The organism is Thermoanaerobacter sp. A7A (assembly GCF_000445185.1).
GTDB lineage: Bacteria > Bacillota > Thermoanaerobacteria > Thermoanaerobacterales > Thermoanaerobacteraceae > Thermoanaerobacter.
Genome location: NZ_AVAF01000093.1, coordinates 102,141 through 124,971, shown reverse-complemented (window position 1 = coordinate 124,971; position 22,831 = coordinate 102,141). Strand labels below are relative to the sequence as shown.

Here is a 22,831-nt window from a genome sequence, read left to right as displayed (position 1 = left end):
ACATAGAAGATAACATTATGTTGTTTGGTGATAAGGACAGGATAGCACAGGTCTTTGTTAACCTAATATCAAATTCAAATAAATATACTCCTGTAGGTGGCAAAATAAAAATAGACTTTTATAAAGATGGCGATTATGCAGTATTTATTGTAGAAGATAATGGAATGGGTATATCAAAAGATGATATTCCTTTTATTTTTGAAAGGTTTTACAGAGGGGAAAAATCAAGAAATCGTGAAACAGGTGGAAGTGGAATAGGGCTTTCGATTGCAAAAGCCATAGTACTAGCCCATGGAGGCAAAATAAACGTTGAAAGCGAGATAAATAAAGGGAGTAAGTTTACTGTTAAAATCCCCTATAAAAACTGGTTCATAAGTTTTTCATAATGGCGGTGTATAATTATTTTTGAAGGAAGAAAGGAGGGAAAATATTATGATGAGAATGATGTATGGCTGGGGTTGGGGATATGGCATAGGTGGATTTATTTGGAGCATTGTCTGGATGGCAATAGAGATAGGTTTAATAGTTGCTGCAATATACTTTATTATATCATTATTTCGAGGCACAAAAAATAGAAACAAAGAGAGGGATGCGATAGAAATTTTAAAAGAAAGATATGCAAGAGGGGAAATAAGCGAAGAGGAATATCTTGAAAGAAAAAAACGACTTGAAGAAAAATAATTGTAGTATGTAGGTATATTTAAATTTGATTTGAATTATGATATCCTTAATTTGTAATAATCAAAATAGGGAGAGAAGTTACATGTATTTAATAAACTATGCTTCTGATGACTTTCAAAAAAACTTGCAAAAATCAGATATAGTTATAATTCCTGTAGGCTCTGTTGAGGCTCATGGACATCACCTTCCTTTGGGAACTGATATTTTTTCGCCTAGACTTTTTTGTGAAATGATTGAAAGAAAAATTGGCGATTATGTGTGGATTGCACCTGAAATACCTTATGGGCAAAGTTACGACTTATCTGTCTACCCTGGCACAATTCATGTGCCTTCAGAAGTATTAGCGGAGTACGTGTATGCAGTGGGTAAAAGCTTATATGAAAATGGACTTAAAAAACTTATTTTTTTAAACGGACATGGGGGAAACATAAATGCTCTCAATCTTGCCAGTGAAAAGCTAGTCCAGCTTGGAATGGTAGTTTTAACAATAAATTGGTGGCTGGACTTTACAAAGGAAATACTTACTATTACACAAGGTCAAGGCCATGCAGGAGAAGATGAAACATCTGCCATTTTATATTACGATGAAAGACTTGTTCAAATGGATAAAGCGACAAAAAATTTAAAAAAGCCTCTTTATAGGGTTTACTTTAAAGACAGAGGAAAAGTACTTTATGAAAATGCCATGTCTGGAGACGCTACTCTTGCAACAAAAGAAAAAGGTGAAAAAATTTTCGAATTATTGACAGATAAAATTATAAAGATAATCCTTGATATTCGTGAAGGAAGGTATTTTGTAGAGGAATAAGGGGAAAAGACATGATTGTATCTTTTACAACAAGCCTTAAAAGCTTTTAAATGAAGCTTTTAGGGCATTTTTATTTTATAAAATTTTCTAAACTTTTAATTTCATTTTTTCGTTGTGTATTTACTTTTTTTGTGATATAATGTAAACAAGTATTATAACCTGATATAAATGTTAGGTTATATGAGGTGGAAATTATGATTAGGGAAGATATATTTGGGAATTCTCCTCAAATTGCTCATACAGCTTACATAGATAACACAGCGATTTTAATTGGCAATATTGTAGTAGGAGAAAATGTCTACATAGGACCTAATGTTGTCATTAGAGCAGATGAAGTTGATGAAAATTACAAAGTGGGTAAAATTGTTATTAATGATGGTGCAAGTATTTATGATGGAGTCAATATAAATACAATAGGGGCTTCAAAAATTGAAATAGGGAAAAATGCTATTATTTCCAATGGAGCAATAATAAAGGGAGAATGCTATATTGGGAATTGCTGTAATATCAATATAAAAACTATAATATTTAACTCTTACATTGGTGATAATTGTTACATTGGAATAAACGCTATATTGGAGAATGTAAAAATAAATGACAATATGATGGTGGAGTCTGGAAATATTTTAAATGAAGGCAATGTAGCTTTATTGGTGAAACCAATTTCAAAAGAAAAAATTGATGTAATTTACAAAATGAGTTCTGCAAATAAAATTTTAGTAAATGGCTACAAGTTAATAGGATATTGATTATTTTTCTTTTTTCAAAAGTCTCCACGCTGTTTTGTCAATAAGATATTTATTAGAAGTAGTGGTAGCAGATAAATATATTGCATCAAAGTCTATATTTATAGGAATAGTGATATGAACTATTCTATTTTTTATATTGACATCTCCTTTTCTATTGACTAATTTTCCATTTGTAACTTTTACATTTATTCTTGTAATTTCTTTATGACCTTTAAATAGTATACCATATAAGTTGTATTCATAAAGTGGCTTTGCAGGTTGTCTACACTTTATAGCTACGTGTAAATTATTGTTTTGCATGTATGCATATACTCCTGTTATATCAACACTTCCATTTTCATAATCTCTAAAATTATCATATTCTGGATCTATTATCACTTTATAATCATCAAATTTACGGTTTTTATTGTATTTTTTCAATATACCGTCTTCATAAAACCCATACAGCTCTGTTTTTCTGTCAAAGGCCAATAAAAAGTCTTTCATCACTTTTATCTGAGTTTTATACATCATTATTGCTTCTCCCTTTTTGTCAATATCGGTTTTTGCAAGAGGGTATAGATGCCACTCTGTTCCTGTCTTCAAAAGATTTTGAGGAGGATTTAGATTTAATTGAGGGTGTTTTCCAAAAGGCAGTGGCCAGTCTGTGCGATGAACTATGTAAAGAAATTGAGGGAGATTTTCTTTTTTAAGAAGATATAAGGTATATTTTACAAAACTATTTGTTGCCCAATGGTCGGGATGAAGCTCATTTGGATGAGGATATACAATAAGCGTAGGGTCATATTCTTTTATAATTTTTGTTAAATCTTTTATTATGTTTTCTCCTTTGTATTCTACTTTCAGAGTGTATGAATTATCATAGGGGCTTATTGCTGTCTTAGTACCAAAGCTTTTATAAGGTACATTCCAATATTTCCACCAAAGAGGAGCTAAACCTTTATCAGGATATCCTAAAAAAATAATGTTTTTCCCTTTTACTCCTAAGTATTTTAAAGCAGAAAGAGTCTCTTTCTGTCTATCGTATCCAAGACGCAAAAAATCATGAGGGGTTGGAAAAGGAATGTCATAATTTTCAATAACTGCCCTTTTAAAGGAATCTCCATTAGTTATTATTACGACTTTTACCTCACCACCATATCTCATAGTGTCTTGAATAAGGCCAGCTGAAGCCAATGTTTCATCGTCAGGGTGAGGTGCAAAGACTAATACTCTTTGATAAATTTGAGGAGTTGGATAAAGTTTTTTAACAGGAGTTTTGCTTTCATAATTATAAGTTTTTAATTCTAATCCAGCAAAGGCTACAAAAAGTATTAAAGTAATTATTGCAATGTATTTCATTTTTTTATTCATTATAAGACACCTTCCTTGTATATTTGTAGTCTCAAAATTTATTATTTACATTTTTCAAATTATTATGGTATAATAATTACAAGAAAATGTTCGGATATCGAACTAATTTTTTTAGATAATTAGTTCAGATAATGAACTAATGGAGGCGAGATATTGAAAGACTATACTAAAGGCACTTCAGGGTTAATTAAAAATATCAATAAAGCCAATGTTTTAGATGTTATTAAAAAGATGCAACCCATATCGAGAATAGAGGTTTCTAAAGTTTTAAAAATGAGCAAATCTACTATTTCTGCCATTGTAGATGAGTTGATTGAAGAAGGTTTGGTAATAGAAAATGGTTACGGAGAAAAAGGTACAGTAGGGAGAAAGCCTATACAGCTTTCTTTTAATCCTGATGCTAGATTTGTTATAGGGATAAGTGTTGAATCTACAAATTCGATAGGAATTCTGACTAATTTAGAGGGGAAAATTTTAAAAAAGATAAAATGGGAAACTGGCATTAAAGAACAGGCTTTTAATGGAATTGTGAAAGGGATAAAAGAACTTACTGAGGAAGATAAAAATATAATAGGAATTGGTATTGGTCTTCCAGGAATCACAGATATACAAAAAGGAATTGTTGATGCACCAGGATTGAAATGGAGTAATTTTGATTTAAAGAAAAGGTTGAGTGAAATTTTTAATTATAATATCTACCTAGACAATAGTGTAAATTATGCCGCATTAGGAGAGAGATGGATTGGTTGTTGCCGTGAAATAGAGAATTTTGTGCTTATAAACATAGGAAATGGTATAGGCTCGGGAATATATGTAAATGGTACTTTATTACGAGGCAATAGTTACGCTGCAGGGGAAGTAGGGTACATGGCCATAGGAGAGGATGCTTTTGAAAGAGTTTATTCTTACGAGGATTATGGTTATTTTGAAAGAAAGGCTTCTTTGTCTTCTTTAGTTGAATCAGTTTCTAAAAGTTTGTCTTATGCAAAAGCTATGGAGGGTGTAGTAAAAGAATATAAAAAACAAAATCCTGCTTGTGTACAAGCTGTATCTCAATTTATTAAAAATTTAAGCATGGGTATTGCCAATATTGTAAGTATTTTAAACCCAGAAGCAATAATAATTGGAGGAGACATCCTAAACTATGAAATTGATATACGCCAGGAGTTAAAGGAAAAAGTGAAAAGGATTGTGCCTTTTGATTTTGACATTAAAGTAGCTCAACTTGGTGAAGATGCTTCTGCTATTGGGGCGGTAGCCGATGTGCTTTTAAATACAAATAATTTAATTTTACTATAAGGAGGCCATAAGATGAAAGTAATTATAACTGTAAATTATGACGAAATGAGTAAAAAGGCAGCAGAAATTGTGAAAAAGCAAATCAAAGAAAAACCTAATACGGTTTTAGGGCTTGCTACAGGTTCCACGCCTCTGGGGATGTATAAACATTTAATTGAGATGTATAAAAGAGGGGAAATAGATTTTTCTAATGTCATTACTTTTAATTTAGACGAATACATTGGTTTATCTCCAGACCATCCTCAAAGCTATCATTATTTTATGTTCCACAATTTTTTCAATCATATTAACATTAAAAAAGAAAATGTTCATATTCCAAATGGCATAGCCGAGGATTTAGAAGAAGAGTGTAGAAAATATGAAGAAGAAATTGAAAAAGCAGGTGGGATTGACTTGCAAATATTAGGTATTGGTGTCAATGGACATATAGGATTTAATGAGCCGGAGGAGAGCATAGAGACTAAAACTCATGTAGTTACTTTGACAGAAGATACAATAAATGCTAATAAGAGATTTTTTAAAAGCGCAGAGGAAGTACCAAGAAAGGCGATTACTATGGGACTTGGAAGTATCATGAAAGCAAAGAAAATTGTCCTTTTGGCTTCTGGAAAAAATAAAGCAGAGGCAATAAAAGAAACTATAAAAGGACAATTGACTACTAAAGTGCCTGCTACTGTTTTAGCTTTACATCCTGATGTAACTATAATAATTGATAAAGAGGCTGCTTCCCTTATACCCGATGAAGATTTAAAAGAAATAGAAATAATTGTTTAATAGGCGGAAGCCTATTTTTTTATTTAGCAAGATTTTGCAATTGAGATATAATATAATTATCATAGAAAAATAGATTATAAAAAGTGCTACTTTAAAGGAGAGGTAAGCTATGATAAAGGTGATGATGGAAGGATTTAAATTATATAACCATAATAAATGGCCTCGTGAAAAAATAATGGAATATAGCAGTAAGTGTATTATTGATGACCTTGATGTTGAAGGAATAAAAGAATACCAGTTTGTTCAGACAAGTGATGAAAGCCTTATATTGAACTGTGTCAAACTACCTAATGCCGGTGAAGATGTTGAAGAAGAAATCAAGAGACAACTTGACCAGTTTTTGAGTAAAAAGAAGCTTAGAAATGTAAAATACGAGGTACATTTTACAGGCACGCTTCAGATTGATAAGATAACTGGAAAGGTAAAAATGGTCATAAATGCTATAAAACAAGAATGAAAGTATTGCGCGATTGGTATAGTTTTAAGAAAATGATACTCATTTTTGTACGAAAGTGCAAAAAACTATAATGCTTTACTGAAAATTTATACTTTTGTACAGTTGACAAATTTGTGAAAGAATTAAACGATAAATATAAAGAAATTACCAGTAAGATTTTGATTATAAAAATGAAAAATTATTATTTAAGTAAAAGTAAAGAAGAGTTAGGCAGCAAAGCTTTTAATCCTTTGCTGCCTTTTTTAAAATTTTAGCTCTATAATAAAAATGGAGGGGTGGTGGCTATTTTAAAAAGGAAAGCAGCTTTTGTTTTTTAGTCTACTTGTTCTCTTAAAACCTCAACCGGCATGACCTTTGCCATCTTTCTTCTGACCAGAAATCTTGAGACTACAAAGGCAAAAAACAACACAGCAAATGTTGAGAAGATGCTTTTTGTACTTACATCAAGCATCATGGCAAAGTCTATGTCTTTTGTTGCCGCATTCATCAGACTATCCATTGTTATCTTTGAGAGAGGAACGCCTATTATAAATCCTGCTAAAAATGAAAAGTTGTTAAAGCCAAGCATCATTTTAAAGATACTGCCTTCTCTATATCCCAGCATTTTTAATATACCTATGTTTTTCTTGTTCTCATTGACAGTGAGGGTAGACAAAACATACACGATCAAGAGGGCAAGGATTGCTGCAACAAGTGCCATAACTTCAATTGTCTTTGAAAGGTCACCAGCCGAAGCTTTTATTGTATTTACAAGCTCAGATTTTGAGTAGCTTTCAAAAATCAAGTTATTGCTAAGGCTTAGTTTTTCTTTTGAAAATATGCCAATATACTCTTCCCTGCTGTAACCAAATATCTTGTTGAAACTCTCAAGGTCCATATATCCACTGTTGCCTACTGGAAGATCAGCTATCTTGTAAACTTTTAAGGTGTACTTTTTATCTGTGAACTTGCTCTTTATGTGAATTTTATCTCCCTCTTTAAGACCAAGCTTGTTTGCCAAAGGTCTTGATATAACAAGCTTATTCGAAATTGGTATTTCATTGCTTTTATTATCATAGAGCTTTATCATCTGTGAATCTTTTTTAATACCGTATATCATAATACTCAATTTTCTTCCTTCAATATCAAAAGACTTCACATTGTATGGCTCTGCTTGGTTTGTCAGCTTTATTTCAGGATGTGTGGAAACTGAGTTTAAGAGGTAAAGATATTCATATTTGAAGTTTTTTTCATACGTCCTTTCAATGGCAACAACAATTGAATCCTTTGCTGTCATGCCGTACATCATAAGTATTGTGGAAAAGATTATACCAACTGCTAAAACAAGCTCTCTTGCAAAATGTCTGTAGCCGTACTTTAACATAATCTTTGTCTGAAATTCAAACCTGTCGAAAAACTTTATGTCAGGAAGTTTGCCAAACTTTATCTCGTCAACACCATGAAGCATCTGAACAATCGTGAGCTTGAAAAAGTTTTTGAGCGCAAGGTACCCTGAGATGAATATAAATACTGCTGGCAGCGCCAGTGCAACAAATATGTGCTGCCATGGCAAAACATTTTTCAGCTTTGGCAGGGTAAAATATGACCTGTAAAATTCTGAAAGCGGATACGCTTCAAAATACCCAAGCAGAATACCCAAAATTGAACCTGTCAACCAAATATAAAGTGGAAATCTCATGAAAACTCTAAACACATCTTTCTGGGTATAACCCATGGAATAGAGTGTGCCAATTTCTGCGTGCATGGTGTTTATTATCCTTCGCATGACGATAAAGAGTATAAACGATGATACAAGAATTATAAAAAGACTAAGAGGCAATGTCATCCTCTTTGCATTTTCAAGCTTCATCTCTGTGTAAATTATTCTTGGATTTTCACTTTTCTCAACGAATTTTAAAAGATGCCAGTTAGAATTTATAAAACTCTTGAAATATTCGATATTATTGAGTCTTCCTTTATAGCTGTAGTAGTGAACAGGAAGAACAGGAAACAGCTTTTTCATGTCATTTTCTGTCATCAGCACAACGCCAAAGTGTTTTGGGTCTGGAAGAATGTCCTGGTCGTTTTTTATAATGTAAATGTAATCAGGAAGATAGCCAATTCCACTTACTGTGAACTTTTTATTCAAAATTGTTATACTATCGTTTGTGTGATACTGGTGAGCTTTGAAAAAACTTGGGTCAAGCAAAACTTCACCGTCTTGTGGCTTTTTTCCAGCTTCTATATAGGGCTTGTTTATTCTATCTGAAATTGAAAATATTCTAAGTGTGATTCCATTCTCTTGAACCTCATAAAAAAGCCTCTCCTCAAGCTCAACACCAAATTTTTCTTTCAAGAGTTTTTTATCAATATTCTGAGAGGTAATAAAATACCCATCCTCTTGCACATAGTCTTTTATGAACATCTTATAGTTGACGTCTATGTCTTCCATTGACACAGCAAAAAGGGTATATGTCATTGAAGCAATTGCAATAAGCATTATGATAGAAAAGAACTGTAAAAATTCTCTTTTCATAACCCTCAAAGGGATTTTTTTGATTAACATTACCAGCTTACCTCCTGAGCTGAAATCTTTTGAGGATTCTCTGAAAATTCAACAAGCCTTCCGGACCTGAGCCTCAAGGTCGCATCTGCCATTTTAGAGATGGCAAGGTTGTGTGTTATTATCAAAATGGTTGTGCCAAACCTCTTGTTTACATCCTCCAAAAGCTTTAGAACAAGCTTGCTGCTTTCATAGTCAAGCGCACCTGTTGGCTCATCGCACAGAATCATTGCAGGATTTTTGACAACTGCCCTTGCAATTGCAACCCTCTGCTGCTGACCGCCAGATAGTTCAAAAGGAAATTTATTCTTTTCTGAATACACATCCATCATCTCAAGCACCATGTCAACATCTAAAGGATTTTTGCTTAAAGCCGCGCTGGATAACACATTTTCGTACACAGTAAGACCGTTTATCAGGTTGTAAAATTGAAAAACAAACCCAACATAGTCGCGTCTGTAGTCAGAAAGCTTTTTCTGGTCCATTGCAGTTATCTCTTTTCCATCAACAAAGATTCTGCCCTCTTCTGCCCTGTCAAGCCCACCAAGAATGTTAAAAAGAGTAGTTTTGCCAGAACCAGATGGCCCAATCACAGTGTAGATTTTACCTCTTTCAAGCTCAAAGCTCACCTCATTTAGCGCTCTGATTTCATTTTTGCCAATCCTGTAGATTTTGGAAAGCTTTTCTGCTTTGACAAACACAGTATATCCTCTCCTTCAGCTTGCATTCTTTAATGATATATTATATTATGACTCATTAGTCATATGACTGTCAAGTCATATTAAAAATTTATTTTTTTGCAATCCCTTCTTTCAAAAGCTTTATAAACTGTGAAATAGCATCTTTAAAATAGTCAATGTCAAGCTCAAAAGTGGTTGTGTTGTTTTCATTCAAAGCCTTTTCGATGATAAACTTTTTCATGTAAAAACTTGCACCTTCCAAAAATATTCCTATTAAAAGTGGGTCTATGTCGTCTCTTATAAAGCCCTGCTTCTGGTTGTATTTGATTATCTCAACCAAAAAATCTCTTGACTGCTTTAGGAATTTTTCATTTATCTCATCCTTAAAAGGTGAGTCATGAGAAAAAAATGCCATCTCAAGCAACATATACTCATACCTCAAATCTTTCATTGCATTCCATACACTCTCAAGGGAGTTTTCGTAGTAGTCCAATATGTTCACGTGAACCATGTCCATCTTAGTAAGAAGCTGCAAAAATCTTTCATACGCAACTTCAATTGTGTAAAAATACATATCTTTTTTGTTCTCAAAATACTGATACATGCTTCCCTTTGCAACTTTGCATTCTTTGGCAACGTCTGATATATCCACAAGATGATAGGGTTTTGTTGCAAAATGTTTTATAAGTGCATCTGTGATAAGATCTTTTTTTTCCTGTGCAAGATTCAAAAAGGTAGCCTTTGGCATCAACATCACCTCAAGATTATTATGACTCATTAGTCACAAAATGTCAAAAATAAAATCCTCAATGGCAAAATAGCCATCAAGGGTTTTTGATTTTTCTTAAAGTGAATTCTCTTTTCTTTCTTGTTTGAACATAGTTGTACTGTATCAGAAAGTGTGGTAATATAGTATTAGTCACACCCTATAGGGGAGGGAGGTGTAGATGTGCCAATTTATACTGCATTTTTAGCAGGAATTGTTTCTTTTTTATCACCCTGTGTTTTGCCTTTAATTCCCGCTTATGTGTCATATATTTTCGGAAATAAAAAGAATAATTTAATAAATTTGTTTCTCTTTGTTTTGGGATTTAGCATAGTGTTTGTTTTAATGGGGGCGACTGCAAGCCAACTAGGAAAGCTTTTTTTAGCCTATAAAGACATTTTTAAGAAAGTAAGTGGGATAATAATTGTGCTTTTTGGACTTCAAATGACTGGGATTTTTAGACCACTATTTTTAAATAAAGAAGTCAAATTAATAAATATGGAAAAGGTACAGACCGGTTATATAGGGTCCTTAGTATTGGGTATAACTTTTGCAGCAGGATGGACACCTTGTGTAGGTCCAATTCTCGCTTCGATATTGTTGTATGCTGGGTCGGTCAGTACTTTAAGTGTAGGCGTGATATTGCTTTTTGCATATTCTATGGGGCTTGGCATACCTTTTATAGTTACAGCCTTATTGATTGACAAGTTTAAAAGTATGTATAAAAGGATTAACAAAATATTGCCTTATATTGAGGTAATAAGTGGGGTTATTCTCATAATATTTGGAGTTCTTTTATATTTTAACATGCTGATCAAGATAAGTGGATATTTTTATTAAGAGGTGGTTAGTGTGAAAAATAAAAGTCTAATTTTTACTATAATTGGTGTGATAGTTATAGGGGCACTTATTTTCGTCTTAAATAATTACACAAAAAGTGCTCAACCTTCCCCTTCTCAAGTGGCAGAAAATAATACTCCTAGCAATAATGAAGGTCAAAATACAAGTTCAAATGCAAATGCAAATAAAACTGAGCAAAGTGAGCCTAAGATAGGGAATCAAGTAGGAGATGTAGCACCAGATTTTACGCTAAAAGATTTAGATGGCAATACTGTGACCTTGTCGAGCTTAAGAGGAAAAAAAGTTATACTAAACTTTTGGGCAACAACTTGTCCTTATTGCAAAATTGAAATGCCAGCTTTAAATCAGTTTATAAAAGGCCATAAAGATGATACGGTTTTACTTGCGATAGACTTGGGTGAAAGCCCATCAAAAGTAAAGCAGTATTTAGAAGGGAAAGGATATGAATTTACTGTGCTACTGGATACTGACTTAAGTACTATTTACGATTATCAGGTTCAATTTATACCTATGTCTTATTTTATAGATAAAAACGGGGTCATAAGGGCAATTAGCAATGGGGCTATGACATATGACGAAATTGAAGAGTATTATAAATCAATTTCTCAATAAATGAAAATGTACAAAAGCAAGTAGAAGGAGGATATACACAAATGAAACCAGTAAATGTCACAGATGAGACTTTTGCAGAGGAAGTATACAATTCTGATAAACCTGTTTTAGTAGATTTTTGGGCTAAATGGTGTAGACCCTGTTTAATGATGGCACCAGTGTTAGAGGAGTTTGCGGAAGAATACGCTGATAAGATAAAAGTGGCAAAACTGGATGTGGATGAAAATCCTGTAATTGCTTCTAAATATAGAATTATGAGCATACCTACAATGGGGGTTTTTGTAAATGGAAAAATGGTAGACAAAGTTATAGGTTTTATGCCTAAAGAGCATTTAGTTGAAAAAATGTTAAAATATTTAAAATAGGTATTAAAAAGGAGTATCTTTTGTTAGAGATACTCCTTTTTTAGTAAAAGATTATGCTATCACGTTTAAAACTTGCCGGTCATTTACTACTTTTATATAATTTACTTCCGGGTCTTCGGTGCCTTGTATGCTTAAGTTAGCTTCTTTCATTTTATCTACATATTCTATAATTTCTAATGTTATTCTTTCCCCCGGGCAAAGCACTGGAATACCTGGAGGATAAGCCATCAAAAACTCGGCACTTATTTGCCCTACACTTTCTCTTAGAGGTAGTGCAACAGTGGAGGAGCCAAAAGCATATCTTGGTGATACTACTTGTTCTGGTATTTCTGGTATATCTATAGGTTTCGCTATTTCAATATTTTCATTGTATAATTCATCACTTATTTCTCTTAAAGCCCTTAAGAGATAATCGACTTTTTCCTTTGTATCACCAATAGAGAATACACATAAAACATTATACATATCTGAAAGTTCAGGTTGTATATAATATCTTTCTGCCAATATTCTCTCTAACTGATGGCCGCTTATTCCAAGGCCTTTAGCTGTTATTGTAACTTTTGTGGGGTCAAAGTCATAGGCTCCATCACGGCCAACAATTTCTTCACCAAAACAGTAGAGTCCTTTTATATTGTTTATCTCTCTTCGAGCGTACTCTGCTAATTCTATTGTTCTATCTAATAATTCTTTTCCTTCTGTAGCCATTTGCATTCTTGCAACATCTAAGGAAGCCAACAATATATACGAAGGACTTGTTGTTTGGAGTAAACTCATTACTTGTTTTACTCTATTAATATCAATTCTATCGCCTTTAACGTGAAGCATCGAGCTCTGCGTCATTGAGCCAATAATCTTATGAGTGCTCTGTGCACAGATATCAGCTCCTGCTTCCATCGCTGAAATAGGCAATTTTTCGTTAAATTTAAGGTGTGGTCCGTGAGCTTCATCCACCATGAGTATAGCGTCATAGTCATGAACAATTTCAGCAATTTTTACTATATCGGTAGAAACTCCGTAATAAGTCGGATTTATTATTAAAACAGCTTTTGCATCTGGATGCTCTCTTAAGGTTCTTTCTACTGTTTCTGGTGTGACATTTAATGCGACACCGATATTTTTATCAATTTCTGGTTGCATATAAACAGGTATAGCACCACTTAATATAATTCCTGACGTTACAGATTTATGAATATTTCGAGGTACAATTATTTTTTCGTCTTCTCTCATTACACTTAAAATCATTGCTTGAATGGCACCAGATGTTCCATGAATAGAAAAAAAGGTAGCGTCGGCACCAAACGCTTCTGCTGCTAATTCTTGGGCATATTTAATTGGCCCAGTAGGCTTGTGCAAGCTATCTACTTGCTGAAACACTGTTACATCCATTGACAATACATTTTTGCCTACAAAATCTAAGAATTTTTTGGCCATTCCCACACCTTTTTTATGCCCTGGCACGTGAAAAGGGATAGTATTGTTATTTACATATTCCATTAAGGCATCAAATAAAGGAGTTTGGGCTTGATCAAACTTTTTCAACGCATCTAACACCTTCTTTCATAAGTTTTGGCTCAGAATAAAAGCCTAAAACCTTGATATAAGTAATTCAAAGGCATAGGCTTTGCAGAGCTTTGCTTTCCTTAAAAATAATTTCAATTCATTATAAGACATATTGCTGTAAATTTCAATAATAAGTTTTATGTTAATTTAAAAATATTTTTAGAGAAAGTTTTAAACTGCTAATCTAGTCTTTAATTACACTATACTATATAGTATGAGAAAAACCCTGAAATGTCAAATGCATTTTTGTAATAAGTAGAGGTTTTCTGTATAAATTTTATTTGCGATTTTTACTATAGCAATTTATAATAATAAACAAAACGGTATGACAATATGCGTTTTAATGAGGTGTGGAAATGCTTAGTAAAGATGTTGTGCAAAGAGTAAAGGACTTATCATTAAAAAAGTTGAAAAACATGAATTTTGATGTGGATCAATATTTAATTGAGGAAGCAACTACGGAAGCGCAAAATTTAATAGATTACAAAATTATTCATCAAGTATGTGATAATTTTCATATTGATGAGAGAGAAAATAAAATAATCTTTAAAACTGGAGATTATTTCTTTGGGGATTATATAGTAAAAAATTTAAAAGAAGCGGAATATATAATTTTAGCAATCATTACACTGGGAGATAGAATAGATAAAAGGGTAAATGATTATTTTTCAGAAAGTAATTACACAAAAGGAATGATTTTAGATGTTATTGCAGGCGTTTTCCTTGAAATATTGACGAATAATTTTTGGGAAGAGGTAAGAGAAAACGCGGAAAAGTATGGCAAAGAAGTTACAGATGTTTTTTACCCAGGAAATAAGTGGGACATAAAAAATCAGGCTGTGATTTGCAAACTTGTGGACAGTTCAAAAATCGGTGTAAATATTAATCACAGTTTTATCATAACACCACAAAAAACAGTGTCTTTTGTATGTGGAGTAGGGGAAAACGTGAAAAGACTTGAAAATAAATCAGTTTGCAATAATTGTGAAGCTAAAGATTGTATTTATAGAAATTCTTTTGGTGAATCTAAATATAAAGTAACTGTTCATTTTAGTGGCAACACAAAAGTTATTGAAGTAAGTAAAGGAGAAAATTTATTTCATGTTCTTGTTAAAAATGGAATAAAACTTAACAATTTTTGTGGTGGCAGTCGGATTTGTGGTCAATGTAAAGTTATATTAAGTGAGGAACTTGATATTTCTGATGATGAAAAATACTTTTTGACAGATAAAGAAATAAAAAACAACATTCGGCTTGCGTGTTTTGTTGAGATAGATAGGGATTTAGAGGTCAAGGTACTTTCTGAAGAGCAAAAAGCAAAAATATTGACAAAAGAAAATGATTTGTTAAGTATTGAATTATATCCTCGCGTAAAAACTTCTACAGTAGAAATTAAAAAACCAACTTTACATGACCAAAATGACTATGTTAAAAAAATTAAAGAGGCTGTAGGTGGAGAAATAGAAGTTCCTTTAAAGTTTTTAACGAATCTTCCTGAAGTTTTAGAAGAAAATGATTATAAGGTAAATATTACTATTAGGAAAAATGAAATAATTTCGATTAAGGAGGTCACTTCGAAACCATACAATTACGGTATAGCATTAGATATAGGAACTACTACTATTGCTGCTTATTTATATGACTTAGATGAGGGGAAAGAAGTAGATGTATATTCATGTTTAAATCCGCAAAGGACTTTTGGTGCTGATGTTGTAACGAGAATAACTTATAGTATTACTAATTCTCAAGGATTGTATCAGTTGCATTCAGCTCTAATAAATAAAATAAATGAAATTGTAGAGGAGTTTTGTGTAAAAAATTCTATAGACAAAAGCGATATACATGAAATTGTGGCAGTAGGTAATCCTACAATGATACATTTCCTTTTAAATGTATCTTCCAAGAATATAGCGATATCTCCTTATGTGCCGACTTTTACGTCAATGATAGAAATAAAAGCAAGAGAGATTGGTATAGAGATAAACAAGGAAGGATATTTAATAACATTACCGCTTATATCTTCTTATGTAGGAGCAGATACTGTGGCAGCAGTTTTGGCAAACAAAATTGACCAATCTGACGAACTATGCTTGCTTGTAGACATAGGAACCAACGGCGAGATGGTATTGGGGAATAAAGATAACCTTATTGCTTCTTCGGCTGCAGCAGGCCCTGCTTTTGAAGGAGCAGGAATAACTTTTGGACTAAATGGCGTAGAAGGAGCTATAGACCATGTAGATTTTAGTAAAAGAGCTTTTTATACTACAATAGGAAATAAAAAAGCTAAAGGAATATGTGGTTCCGGTATTGTAGATATTATTTCTGAACTTTTGAAGTATGGCATTGTTGATAGTACTGGCAGGCTTTTGTCTAAAGAAGAAGTTAAAAATGTACCTGTTGATATTGCAGAAAGGATAACTCTTTACAAAGGTGAACCGGCATTTTTAATAGAAAATGGAATATATGTGACACAAAAAGATATAAGGCAAATACAACTGGCAAAAAGCGCCATACTTGCTGGCATTAACATCATGATAAAAGAAATAGGTATTGATGTAAATGAAATAAAAAAAGTTTTTTTGGCAGGAGGATTTGGAAATTACATTCTTCCTGAAAGTGCGATAACAATTAGGCTTTTGCCAAGGGAACTTCAAGGCAAAATCCTTCAAGTAGGCAATAGTGCTGGGATTGGTGCGATAATGGCATTGCTTTCTGATAAAGAACTGAAAAGAGCAATACATTTACAAAATAAAATAAACTATATAGAACTATCAACCCATGAAGATTTTCAAAATGAATTTGTAAAAGGAATGTATTTTTAATAAAAGTGGGAGTCAGAATATAAAAAATGCATTGAAATTATAACAAAGGAGTGTTTGTAGATGACAAAAGAAGACCTTAAGAAAAAGCTTGATAAAATAGATGGAAAGGGGTATAAAGCTTACAAAGACCTTGAAGGAGAATATGAGTTTGAAAAATTTATACTGTATATTGACCATGTTCAGGGAGACCCTTTTGCACCTCCTTCAAGGATAAGGGTTAAAGTGCCTCAAAATATAGCTGATTTTGAGTTTTCCATGTATAACAATCCCTCAAGGCAAGTTGCTTTAGAAGATTTTTTGACAAGGTCAGTTTTTGAAGTTATAAAAAGGTTGCCTTCTTTAAAAGGTACAGGACATAGTGGGGATATTTACATAGACAAAGGTGGTCAACAAATAATTAAAAGAAGTGCAATGGTAGTTAACAAAGATTATGTAGAAGCAAGATTGAGCATAGGACTTCCTGCTTTTGGTAGACGAATAAATGGCAGTGGTGCCCAAAGAATATTTCTTGAATTTTTACCTCAAATTGTAGAAAAAAGTCTTTTAAAAAAGAGCCTCAACGTACAAGATATATGGCTATGGGTTGAGACAGTGGAAGACCAAGATTACCTTAGAAGTCAACTAAAAGAGAGAGGGCTTGTGGCTTTTGTGGCTGATGGTGCGATTCTTCCTAGAGAAAGCGGCATAAGTGATAGACCTTTAAAAGGCGGTAATGTAGTACCTTTTGAGTCGCCGGATAGCTTGAGGATTAAGTTTCAACTTCCGAATCGAGGAGAGATAACGGGGATGGGAATACCCGAAGGAGTTACGCTTATTGTGGGCGGCGGTTATCACGGCAAGTCTACCTTGTTACAAGCTATTCAAAAAGGGGTATACAATCACATACCAGGTGATGGCAGAGAGTTTGTTATAACTGTAGCTGATGCAGTAAAAATAAGAGCAGAGGATGGCAGAAGGATAGAAAAAGTAGACATAAGTCCTTTTATAAATAATTTGCCCAACGACATAGATACTACAAGGTTTACTACCGAAAATGCCAGTGGCAGTACTTCTCAAGCAGCAAATATTATTGAGGCGATAGAAATAGGTACCAGCTTGCTGCTTTTGGACGAAGATACTTCAGCTACTAACTTTATGATAAGAGATGCACGTATGCAAAAACTGATTGCAAAAAAGGAAGAACCTATAACTCCTTTTATTGATAGAGTAAAACAGCTATATAAAGATAAGGGTATTTCTACGATTTTAGTTATGGGTGGCAGTGGAGATTATTTTGATGTTGCAAATTGCGTAATTAAAATGCACGACTACAGACCCTATGACGTTACGCAAGAGGCAAAGAAAATTGCCAAAGAATTCAAAACGAATAGAAAAGTCGAAGGAAATAGTGAACCTATAGTTATAAAGCCAAGAGTTCCTCTTAAAAAAGGACTTGAAATAAAGGGTAAAAAGATAAAATCAAAAGACGAAGATACTATTAAATTTGGATATCAAGAGATTGAATTGGATTATGTAGAACAATTAGTAGACAAAAGTCAGACAAATGCTATTGGGGAGATAATACGATATATTGCCGATAAATATGTAGATGAAAAAAGCAATATAAAAGAAATATTAGAAAAAGTATATCAAGATATAAATAAAAAAGGACTTGATGTGGTATCTCATTTTTATGGTAAGCATCCTGGTAATTTAGCTTTGCCGAGGCTTTATGAAATAGCTGCTGCATTAAATAGATTGCGAAGCTTTACTGTAAAATAAAAATAACCTCCTCAGCAACACTGGATTCGCTTGAGGAGGCTAATCCTTCATTTTCAACTGGTGCCGAAGGTGGGAGTCGAACCCACACGGGGTGTAAGCCCCACTGGATTTTGAGTCCAGCGCGTCTGCCAATTCCACCACTTCGGCAAGTTATTACATTTGATATCTTATCATAGGTTAATAAAAATTTCAATACCCTTTTTATAAAAAGTGCTATTAATTTACCTAGTCATTATTTATAGATTCCTTTGTTTGTGATATATTTATATTTACAGAAGATTTTTCAAGGTTGGTGATATTATGGAAGAGTTAAGCAGAAATGAAAAGATAGAACGCGCAATTTTAGTAGGAATCATTTCAACAACTGAAGATGAAGAAAGTATGGGAGAATTAAAGGAGCTGGCTTTGACAGCTGGTGTAGAAGTAATAGGTGTTATGACGCAAAAGCGTGATACAATCCACAAAGCTCATTATATTGGCAAAGGTAAGTTGGAGGAATTAAAATTTTTTGTTGAGAATCAAGAGGCTGACCTTATTATTGTCAATGATGAGCTTACTGGTACTCAAATTAAAAATATGGAAGACTTTTTAAATGTAAAAGTGATTGATAGAACTAATCTTATCCTTGATATATTTGCTAAAAGGGCAAGGTCAAAAGAAGGTATGTTGCAAGTAGAATTAGCACAATTAAAGTATCGTCTACCACGTCTTGTAGGTATGGGGGGACAACTTTCAAGATTGGGTGGTGGAATAGGAACAAGGGGACCTGGTGAGACAAAATTAGAGGCTGATAGGAGGCATATACAAAATAGAATAAAGGCAATAGAAAAGAAACTGGAGGAAATAAAAAGGCATAGAGATTTACAAAGGAGTAGACGTAAAAAAAATCAAGTTCCTGTTGTAGCTATAGTAGGATATACAAATGCGGGCAAATCCACACTACTTAATGCTCTTACAAAGGCAGAAGTTTATGTGGAAGATAAATTATTTGCAACACTTGATCCTACTGCCCGAAGACTTATTTTACCTTCAGGGAGAGAAGTGATTTTGATTGATACCGTAGGTTTTATTAGAAAATTACCCCATGACCTTGTAGAGGCTTTTAAATCTACATTAGAAGAGGTTAAATATGCAGATTTATTGCTTCATGTAATTGATGTGACTTCACCAGATATGGAGGAAAAGATAAAGGTTGTAGAAAGGGTTCTTTCAGATTTAGGGGCTATTAATATCCCTAAGATAAATGTTTTTAATAAAATTGACCTTTTGGAAGTTGTACTTAAAGGAAATGAAAGAGAAGTTTATATTTCCGCAAAAAATAAAATTGGATTTGATAATTTATTGGAGGCAATAGAAAGAGAAATTTTTAAAGATGTGGAAGTAGTGAATTTTCTACTGCCTTATGATAAGACTAAAGAATACAATTATTTAAAAGAAAAAACAAAAATAATTGAAGAAAATTATAATGAGGACGGGATAATGATAAAAGCTGAAGTTCAAAAAGAAACAAAGGAGAAACTCAAAGATTTTATTATCGTTTAATAGCGTTGTATTCTGCTTTTTCTTGAGCCTTTACGTTTTTAACTATTTGAACAATTTTTTTATAAGCTTTTTGCGTACCATAAATGACTAAAGGCCTTCCTATAACAGGAAATTTTAAAGCAATAGAAGTAAATCCGCCAATTTTCATAATCCAGTTTGTAGTACCAGTCGTGTCAATCAAAAGCAGTCCTTCGTTTGTATTGAATATATGATAGTATAAATCTTTAAGAGCTGGCTCAATTAACTTTTTGGCATTTTTTACCCCCATAGAATATACGTTGTTGCCATATTCATCAGTACCAATAGGAACGATGTGTCCCGGGTCATTTTGGCCATTTAATTTATCAAACAAAGATATGCTTTCTATTTCTTCTTTAGATGGAATTCTGTCCATTGGCAGTTTTCCAGTGTGTATGTAAGATGCTATTACAGAAGTATGCGTTCCGCCATAACAGTGATAAATTATATACATTTGAAACTCCCCTTCCTTGTTTTTTACATTAAATATTTTTTATAATTTAGAGATTTTTATACTGGTAAGTTGATTTTTTTTGATGGAAAAATTAAATTTTGATGTATAATTGTGGAGATATGGATAAAAATAAAAATAAAATTAAAAATTTAAGAAGGAATTTAAAAGTTTTTAAAGAATATTATATTAAAAGAAAAAAATAAAAATTTTAGGGGGCTTGTAAATGTTAATAAGAGATTGCGCTGGTGGAGTTGTATTCAAAGGAGATAGTGTATTCATTCTTAAAAATGAGAAAGGGGAATGGGTGTTACCAAAAGGGGTTATTAGAAATAATGAATTGCCTATTGATGTGGCCATAAGGAGAGTCTGTACTGAAACAGGCCTTAAATCTGTTGAAGTCCTTTCTACTGCTGGTGAAACCAGTTACGAATTCTATTCTGTTACCCGTCAGCGTCCTGTCTTTAATAAAATTACTTGGTATCTCATGACTACTTTTGAAGAGGAATTTAATATTAGCAAAGAAGATGGCTTTGTCGATGGAGGTTTTTATCCTATAGACAAGGCTTTGGAGATGATTACCTATAGTCAAGACAAATCGCTTGTAAACGTTTCTTATTTTAAATACAAGACGTTGACGAAGGCTTTGGCATAGGCGAAAAAGCTTTGATGAAGCCTAATAAAGCCGGTAACGGCTTTATTTTTTGATTATATTTTGGTATAATTACAAAGGGGTGCTATTTTGGCTAAAAGTTATAAAACGCTATATTCTTACGGAGTTGCTGAAATCGAAATAAAGCGTTCCAGATTTATTGGACATGCTAAACCAGTTTCTTCAGAGGAAGAGGCGGTAAAATTTATAGGGGAAATTAGAGCAAATCACAGAATGGCAACCCATAACGTTTATGCTTATGTTATTGGAGAAAATGATGAAATTCAGCGTTTTAGTGATGATGGAGAGCCTTCTGGCACAGCAGGTATACCTGTATTAAATGTGATAAAAAAAGAAGGATTAAAAAACGTTGCTGTTGTGGTTACAAGGTATTTTGGTGGAATATTATTAGGAGCAGGAGGATTAGTGAGAGCTTACACAAAAGGGGCAAAAATAGGTATTGATGCTGCTGGAATAGTAGAAAAAATTCCTGCGAAAAGTATAATCCTCACTTTTGATTATACTTTGCTGGGAAAAATTCAAAATGAGCTTTTAAAAAAAGGTTATTACATTAAGGATACTATATATTCAGATAAAGTTTCTATAGTATTACATATTGAAGAAAACCATCTATTAGAATTTCAAACTTTTATAAACGATTTGACAAGTAAAAAGTGTGATATAAAAATTGAAGAAGATGTGTACCTTTTAAAAAAAGGCGATGAATATTATGGAACATAAATTTTATCTCTTATAAAATGGTGAGAGAAAAGTAAATAGGGGTGCATTAATTTAAGCCCCTATTAAATTAGGAGGTAAAAAAGAATGGAGTGGGATTATTCCTACATAGATTATGTAGAAGAAGCTATGAAAAGAAAAGTGTGGGCTGTAGTAGGAGCACTCCCTCGAGAGAGTAAATATGGCTATCAAATTTACCGAACTCTTAAATTGAACGGGTATACAGCTTATCCTGTTAATCCAAAATTTCAAGAAGTAGATGGAGATCCTTGCTATGACTCTTTGTCCAGCTTACCTGTGATACCAGAGGTTGTAGATATGGTAGTTTCTCCAAGTATAGGTGAGCAGTACGTAGAAGAGGCTGCAAAATTAGGTGTAGAAATTATTTGGTTTCAACCGGGGGCAGAAAGTGAGGAACTGGTGGAAAAAGCCAAAAACCTTGGATTAAAAGTTATTTATAATGCCTGTGTAATGTTGGAAACAGACAAGAGAAAATAAGAGGAGAACTATCTCCTCTTATTTTAATTATTTGCGGGGCTTTGAGAAAAGTTCATATATTCCCATACAAAATAAAAAAACAGCGAATATTTTTTTTAATATAAAAGCTTTTGTTATTGCTGCTATAATAGCTCCGACAACACTTCCTATTATTCCACCGATTATAATAAACAATATAATTTTATATTTGATATTTTTCTTTTTAAAATGGTATATTAGTGCGATAATTGCTGTAGGAATAAAAGAAAAAAGATTGACACTTTGAGCAATGTGTTGCTCGGTTCCAGCAAAGATTGTTAATGCAGGAATGAGAATTGTTCCTCCTCCAATTCCCATTCCCCCTACAATTCCTGAAAAAAGTCCTATTAAAAATAGTTTCATGATATCCACATCCTGACGGAAGCTATAAGCATTATTATTCCAAAAATTTTTCTTAATAAAGGTATGGAGATTTTATTAAGAAAATATGCGCCAATAAATCCTCCTATTGTACTTCCTATAGCTATGTTAATGGTTATAGGAATGTCGGTTATTCTATTTTGTAAATACACTAAACTACTGACTAAAGTAATAGGTAGTATGATTGAAATCGCCGTAGCATGAGCCTTATGGTCTTCTATGCCAAGTAAAAAAACCAATGCAGCGACTATTAAAGTACCTCCACCTGCACCTAAAAGACCGTTTATAATACCAGTTATGAATCCTATAACGAAAAGTTTTAGTTTGCCAGTCATTTTTTATCACCTTTTGTAACTTGATATTATTATTTTTTCTCTAAAATCTTTTGATATTCTAATTTCCATTTGACATGTCTAGCGTAGAGAGTTTAAAATTTTTATAGT

Annotated in this window: 24 protein-coding genes and 1 tRNA gene; 16 read left to right on the top strand and 9 right to left on the bottom strand. The window is 32.9% G+C overall.

Annotated elements, in window-relative coordinates:
- The 4 genes from M663_RS0106455 to M663_RS0106440 form a co-directional block, all read left to right on the top strand.
- The coding region (locus tag M663_RS0106455; protein ID WP_029688348.1) for an ATP-binding protein at window positions 1-386 on the top strand (386 nt) is incomplete at its 5' end.
- A 46-nt stretch (window positions 387-432) separates the two neighbouring features.
- Window positions 433-681, top strand: coding sequence for an SHOCT domain-containing protein (locus M663_RS0106450; protein ID WP_003870953.1), 249 nt, complete (start codon window positions 433-435; stop codon window positions 679-681).
- Window positions 682-763: 82 nt separating this feature from the next.
- Window positions 764-1,489 (top strand): creatininase family protein, encoded by a 726-nt coding sequence (locus M663_RS0106445; protein WP_029688347.1) that lies wholly within the window; start codon window positions 764-766, stop codon window positions 1,487-1,489.
- A 194-nt stretch (window positions 1,490-1,683) separates the two neighbouring features.
- Window positions 1,684-2,238 (top strand): carbonic anhydrase, encoded by a 555-nt coding sequence (locus tag M663_RS0106440; protein WP_003870955.1) that lies wholly within the window; start codon window positions 1,684-1,686, stop codon window positions 2,236-2,238.
- On the opposite strand, the gene M663_RS0106435 is transcribed toward M663_RS0106440, so the two are convergent.
- The gene (locus M663_RS0106435; RefSeq protein ID WP_004401859.1) at window positions 2,239-3,591 is read right to left on the bottom strand and encodes a PIG-L family deacetylase; all 1,353 of its coding nucleotides are present in this window, start codon (window positions 3,589-3,591) and stop codon (window positions 2,239-2,241) included.
- A 153-nt stretch (window positions 3,592-3,744) separates the two neighbouring features.
- Between M663_RS0106435 and M663_RS0106430 the strand changes: the two genes are divergently transcribed.
- From M663_RS0106430 to M663_RS0106420, 3 genes are all read left to right on the top strand, one after another.
- Complete coding sequence (locus M663_RS0106430; RefSeq protein ID WP_029688346.1) at window positions 3,745-4,890, top strand: ROK family transcriptional regulator; 1,146 nt, start codon at window positions 3,745-3,747, stop codon at window positions 4,888-4,890.
- 12 nt (window positions 4,891-4,902) lie between these two features.
- Window positions 4,903-5,664, top strand: coding sequence for a glucosamine-6-phosphate deaminase (gene nagB / locus M663_RS0106425; protein ID WP_029688345.1), 762 nt, complete (start codon window positions 4,903-4,905; stop codon window positions 5,662-5,664).
- A 109-nt stretch (window positions 5,665-5,773) separates the two neighbouring features.
- On the top strand, window positions 5,774-6,121 hold the full coding sequence (locus tag M663_RS0106420; RefSeq protein ID WP_029688344.1) for a hypothetical protein: 348 nt from the start codon (window positions 5,774-5,776) through the stop codon (window positions 6,119-6,121).
- A 313-nt stretch (window positions 6,122-6,434) separates the two neighbouring features.
- Here M663_RS0106420 and M663_RS0106410 read toward each other — a convergent pair whose 3' ends face one another.
- The 3 genes from M663_RS0106410 to M663_RS0106400 all read right to left on the bottom strand — a co-directional run bounded on the left by M663_RS0106410 (window position 6,435) and on the right by M663_RS0106400 (window position 10,091).
- The gene (locus tag M663_RS0106410) at window positions 6,435-8,636 is read right to left on the bottom strand and encodes an FtsX-like permease family protein (protein WP_337954492.1); all 2,202 of its coding nucleotides are present in this window, start codon (window positions 8,634-8,636) and stop codon (window positions 6,435-6,437) included.
- 29 nt (window positions 8,637-8,665) lie between these two features.
- Window positions 8,666-9,364, bottom strand: a complete 699-nt coding sequence (locus M663_RS0106405; RefSeq protein ID WP_003870086.1) for an ABC transporter ATP-binding protein — start codon at window positions 9,362-9,364, stop codon at window positions 8,666-8,668.
- An 88-nt stretch (window positions 9,365-9,452) separates the two neighbouring features.
- Window positions 9,453-10,091: a TetR/AcrR family transcriptional regulator gene (locus M663_RS0106400; RefSeq protein ID WP_029688342.1), complete on the bottom strand. Its 639-nt coding sequence runs from the start codon at window positions 10,089-10,091 to the stop codon at window positions 9,453-9,455.
- Window positions 10,092-10,292: 201 nt separating this feature from the next.
- Here M663_RS0106400 and M663_RS0106395 point away from each other — a divergent pair, with 201 nt between their 5' ends.
- The 3 genes from M663_RS0106395 to trxA are packed head-to-tail and all read left to right on the top strand — an operon-like array spanning window position 10,293 to window position 11,947.
- Window positions 10,293-10,949 carry a cytochrome c biogenesis protein CcdA gene (locus tag M663_RS0106395; RefSeq protein ID WP_029688341.1) on the top strand — a complete coding sequence of 219 codons (657 nt, stop codon included), beginning with the start codon at window positions 10,293-10,295 and terminating at the stop codon, window positions 10,947-10,949.
- A 12-nt stretch (window positions 10,950-10,961) separates the two neighbouring features.
- A complete protein-coding gene (locus M663_RS0106390) occupies window positions 10,962-11,582 on the top strand; it encodes a TlpA disulfide reductase family protein (protein ID WP_029688340.1) in 621 nt (206 codons plus the stop codon).
- Window positions 11,583-11,623: 41 nt separating this feature from the next.
- Complete coding sequence (trxA, locus tag M663_RS0106385) at window positions 11,624-11,947, top strand: thioredoxin (RefSeq protein WP_029688339.1); 324 nt, start codon at window positions 11,624-11,626, stop codon at window positions 11,945-11,947.
- A gap of 51 nt (window positions 11,948-11,998) precedes the next feature.
- On the opposite strand, the gene M663_RS0106380 is transcribed toward trxA, so the two are convergent.
- Window positions 11,999-13,486 (bottom strand): aminotransferase class I/II-fold pyridoxal phosphate-dependent enzyme, encoded by a 1,488-nt coding sequence (locus M663_RS0106380; protein WP_029688338.1) that lies wholly within the window; start codon window positions 13,484-13,486, stop codon window positions 11,999-12,001.
- 377 nt (window positions 13,487-13,863) lie between these two features.
- Here M663_RS0106380 and M663_RS0106375 point away from each other — a divergent pair, with 377 nt between their 5' ends.
- Complete coding sequence (locus tag M663_RS0106375; protein WP_029688337.1) at window positions 13,864-16,329, top strand: ASKHA domain-containing protein; 2,466 nt, start codon at window positions 13,864-13,866, stop codon at window positions 16,327-16,329.
- A gap of 60 nt (window positions 16,330-16,389) precedes the next feature.
- Window positions 16,390-18,090, top strand: a complete 1,701-nt coding sequence (locus M663_RS0106370; protein ID WP_029688336.1) for an ABC-ATPase domain-containing protein — start codon at window positions 16,390-16,392, stop codon at window positions 18,088-18,090.
- A 58-nt stretch (window positions 18,091-18,148) separates the two neighbouring features.
- On the opposite strand, the gene M663_RS0106365 is transcribed toward M663_RS0106370, so the two are convergent.
- Window positions 18,149-18,237 (bottom strand) — tRNA-Leu (locus M663_RS0106365).
- 153 nt (window positions 18,238-18,390) lie between these two features.
- On the opposite strand from M663_RS0106365, the gene hflX reads away from it, so the two are divergent.
- Window positions 18,391-19,632, top strand: a complete 1,242-nt coding sequence (hflX, locus tag M663_RS0106360) for a GTPase HflX (protein WP_029688335.1) — start codon at window positions 18,391-18,393, stop codon at window positions 19,630-19,632.
- Here hflX and M663_RS0106355 read toward each other — a convergent pair.
- Window positions 19,622-20,104: a DUF3189 family protein gene (locus tag M663_RS0106355; protein ID WP_012995066.1), complete on the bottom strand. Its 483-nt coding sequence runs from the start codon at window positions 20,102-20,104 to the stop codon at window positions 19,622-19,624. The two genes, hflX and M663_RS0106355, sit on opposite strands and share 11 nt — an antisense overlap.
- 223 nt (window positions 20,105-20,327) lie before the next feature.
- Here M663_RS0106355 and M663_RS0106345 point away from each other — a divergent pair, with 223 nt between their 5' ends.
- From M663_RS0106345 to M663_RS0106335, 3 genes are all read left to right on the top strand, one after another.
- A complete protein-coding gene (locus M663_RS0106345; protein ID WP_012995067.1) occupies window positions 20,328-20,756 on the top strand; it encodes an NUDIX hydrolase in 429 nt (142 codons plus the stop codon).
- A gap of 87 nt (window positions 20,757-20,843) precedes the next feature.
- A complete protein-coding gene (locus M663_RS0106340; protein WP_029688334.1) occupies window positions 20,844-21,494 on the top strand; it encodes a YigZ family protein in 651 nt (216 codons plus the stop codon).
- Between the two features lie 84 nt (window positions 21,495-21,578).
- The gene (locus M663_RS0106335; RefSeq protein ID WP_029688333.1) at window positions 21,579-21,989 is read left to right on the top strand and encodes a CoA-binding protein; all 411 of its coding nucleotides are present in this window, start codon (window positions 21,579-21,581) and stop codon (window positions 21,987-21,989) included.
- 27 nt (window positions 21,990-22,016) lie between these two features.
- On the opposite strand, the gene M663_RS0106330 is transcribed toward M663_RS0106335, so the two are convergent.
- Window positions 22,017-22,370 (bottom strand): TSUP family transporter, encoded by a 354-nt coding sequence (locus M663_RS0106330; RefSeq protein WP_012995070.1) that lies wholly within the window; start codon window positions 22,368-22,370, stop codon window positions 22,017-22,019.
- Window positions 22,367-22,723 (bottom strand): sulfite exporter TauE/SafE family protein, encoded by a 357-nt coding sequence (locus M663_RS0106325; protein ID WP_012995071.1) that lies wholly within the window; start codon window positions 22,721-22,723, stop codon window positions 22,367-22,369. Before M663_RS0106325 ends, M663_RS0106330 begins: the two co-directional genes overlap by 4 nt.
- Between the last annotated feature and the right edge of the window lie 108 nt (window positions 22,724-22,831).